At 37.3% G+C, this 3,320-nt stretch carries 2 protein-coding genes; one reads left to right on the top strand and one right to left on the bottom strand.

The window, feature by feature from the left end; translation table 11 throughout:
* The first annotated feature begins 385 nt into the window (after positions 1-385).
* Positions 386-1,900 carry an MFS transporter gene (locus KO502_RS08605; RefSeq protein WP_216022172.1) on the top strand — a complete coding sequence of 505 codons (1,515 nt, stop codon included), beginning with the start codon at positions 386-388 and terminating at the stop codon, positions 1,898-1,900.
* 165 nt (positions 1,901-2,065) lie between these two features.
* Here the strand turns inward: KO502_RS08605 and KO502_RS08600 are convergent, their stop codons facing one another.
* Positions 2,066-3,088 (bottom strand): LacI family DNA-binding transcriptional regulator, encoded by a 1,023-nt coding sequence (locus KO502_RS08600; protein ID WP_216022171.1) that lies wholly within the window; start codon positions 3,086-3,088, stop codon positions 2,066-2,068.
* Positions 3,089-3,320 lie beyond the last annotated feature (232 nt).

Here is a 3,320-nt window from a genome sequence, read left to right as displayed (position 1 = left end):
CCTCTAAGCCTTTTAATTCTCGCTGAATGGGAAAGAACTTAATCAAATTGGTATTAGTAAATAAAGCAAACAAGTTTGAATAAAAAACAGACTAATGACTAAGCTGAATACGTATGTAAGCGCTAGTGATAGCACGATAATGTGCGTATATTAAAAGTGTGTTTTAGTGTTGGCTCAATGAGTTTAACCTATTTCCATTCTCACTTGTTTGATACCTCAAAGGTACAAAACCTAATATGTACAATATCTACTAGGTATAGGCCATTGGTATAACGGACTATTATTTAGCTAACACCAAATAATAGTCCGACTTTTCAAAGGTATTTTCAAGACGAGTAGCAAAAACATAATAATAATGGTCCCACTAGATAAGCGAGATAATGATATGGGTAATCAAATAAACCCGAGTTCACAACCGAACCCGAATTCACAAATAAATCCGAGTTTACAACAAAGTTCACAGCAAAAACCACGTTTGAGCTTTTGGCAAATATGGAATGTAAGCTTTGGTTTTCTCGGCGTACAATTTGGCTTCGCTTTACAAAACGCCAACGCCAGCCGAATACTTTCTGATTTAGGGGCAGATCTGCATTCATTATCCTTATTTTGGCTAGTTGCGCCAATCATGGGTTTAATTATCCAACCTATTGTCGGTGCAGCTTCAGATAAAACCTGGAATCGCGTTGGCCGACGTAACCCTTATATATTAGCTGGTGGTATTGCTGCCGCTATTGGTATGTTATTAATGCCAAACTCTGGCACTTTAGTTAGCTTTATAACCCCGTTATTTTTTGGCGCTATGATGTTAGCCCTAATGGATGCTTCATTTAACTTAGCTTTTCAACCTTTCCGTGCTTTAGTATCAGACATGGTACCCGCCGAGCAACGCAATATAGGTTATTCAATTCAATCCTTTTTAATTAATATTGGTGCTGTATTTGGTTCTATTCTACCGTTCGTATTAACCAATGTTATTGGCTTAGAAAATACCGCAAGTACTGGACAAGTGGCTCCGTCAGTTATCTGGGCATTCTATATAGGTGCATCGGTAATGCTAGGTTCAGTATTATGGACCGTTCTACGCACTAAAGAATATGCACCTGGTATTAATGGTTTAGCTGAATTAGATACAGCTAAACCAGAGCAAAACCTAATAGAAAAGTTAACTGAATTCTTCTCACTTGTTAAAACAATGCCTACCACCATGAAGCAACTTGCAGTGGTGCAGTTTTTCTCATGGTTTGCGTTGTTTATAATGTGGGTTTACACCATGCCAGCAATCGCGCAACATATTTGGGGCATAGATGCTAAATGGTTTGACCCTACTTACCTAGAGTCAATTGGTAGCGTACCTGCGCATATTGCTCAAGCTAAAGGTACTGCTGGTGACTGGGTAGGTATTATTTTCGCAGCTTATGCCTTATTTGCAGCCATTGCCTCATTATTTATGGCAAAAGTTGCCAATAAAATTGGTAGAAAGTTAACCTATTCAATCGCTTTATTAGCAGGCGGTATCGGTTTTATAAGTATCATGTTTATGCAAAATCCTGAACTTATTTTAGTTAATTTAGCGATTACTACCATTGAAGTACCACAGGGTGCAGTTTCATTAATTTTACCTATGGTGGGTGTTGGTATGGCGTGGGCAGCGATATTAGCTATGCCTTACTCTATTTTGGCGGGTTCATTACCGGTGAAACAAACAGGAGTTTATATGGGGATATTTAACTTTACCATTGCCGCGCCACAAATTGTATCTGGTATTTTAACAGGTTGGTTATTAACCGCACTGTTCGATAATCAAGCTATTTATATTATTATGCTTGCCGGTGCTTCAATGATTTTAGCCGCCCTTTCAGTGTACTTTGTTAAAGAAAAAGCAGAGCAACCGACAGTGTAATTATTGTTAACTAAGTAAGGATCACTAAAGTTAGATAGTTAAATACAGATAACTAAATTTAGATAGCTAAATACAAATAACTAAAAAGCCGCTTTAATAATTAAAGCGGCTTTTTTAATAGGTGCCTCACTAAATAAGCTGTATTACTTAATAGACATTACAGCATTAACTACCACAAGACTTACGAATAACTAACTCAGGGGCTATTAAGGTTGTTTTAGCTTCATCGCCTTGGATCATCGTTAATAAGGTTTCTACTAATAACTCCCCAGCTAACTGCGTATCTTGTTTTACCGTTGTTAATGACGGGAAGGTAAAGCTCGCGATAGCAATATCATCAAAACCAACCAAAGATACTTGCTCTGGAATAGTAATATTATGCTCTTGTAACGCACGTAAAGCACCAACCGCAATAAGGTCACAGGCAGCAAAAATAGCATCGAATTTTTCACCACTGGCTATTAATTCACAAGCGGCTTTATAACCCGCATCTTCGGTATATAACGCATTAAATTGTATCCGGTCATTAACTATAAGTCCGTGACTTTCTAAAGCGTGACAATAGCCTTTATAACGATCGAAAAACTCCGGCGCATGTGAAGAAGCAGTTCCTAAAAAAGCTATCTGCTTACGACCCTGATTAATAATATGATCTGCAACCTCTTTACCGCCTTGAAAGTTGTCACATCCCACCGAAATAAGTGGTAGGTTTTTAACTTCTGCCCCCCAACGAACAAAGTGCGTTTCTTGATCAAGCAACTTCAGTAATTTTTCTTCATAAGAAAGGTAATCACCGTACCCCAATAAAATTAAACCATCTGCTTTATTACTATCTTCATAATCAGCGTGCCAATCTTCACTTGCTTGCTGAAACGACACGAGTAAGTCGTAACCTCTATTTGAACAAGCACGGGTGATACTCCCTAACATAGATAAGAAAAAAGGATTGATAGCTGAATCGTCATTGGTAGGGTCTTCAAACAATAAAAGAGCAATAGTATCGCTATGCTGAGAGCGTAAACTACTAGCATTTTTATCAACTTTATAGTTGAGTTCTTTGGCAATAGCTTGAATTTTTTCTCGCGTTGCTTCATTAACTAGCGGGCTGTTTCGTAAAGCCCTTGAGACAGTAGACTGAGAAACACCAGCCCTAAAAGCGATATCAAATGACGTTGATTTTTCTTTCACGCGACCTACCTAAACTAATAAAATAACAAGATAAAAAGTATAAATAATATACCTGAGCAATTGACGTAAGTATAGAAAACTCAATAATGCTTTGCACTTTTAAAGCAGAAAATCATTGTAAGAGCTTACATTTTATTATTAAAGGCTCTTATAATTTCAAGGTATAAATGAAGTAATACCAATTCCGATAATTTTCTGGTCTAGCTGTGCGAAGGGAAAATATTTAAAGACA

Source organism: Colwellia sp. E2M01 (assembly GCF_018860585.1).
In the GTDB taxonomy this organism is placed as follows: domain Bacteria; phylum Pseudomonadota; class Gammaproteobacteria; order Enterobacterales; family Alteromonadaceae; genus Colwellia.
The sequence above is the reverse complement of the archived record's forward strand: the minus strand, read 5'-3'. Positions and strand labels throughout refer to the sequence as shown.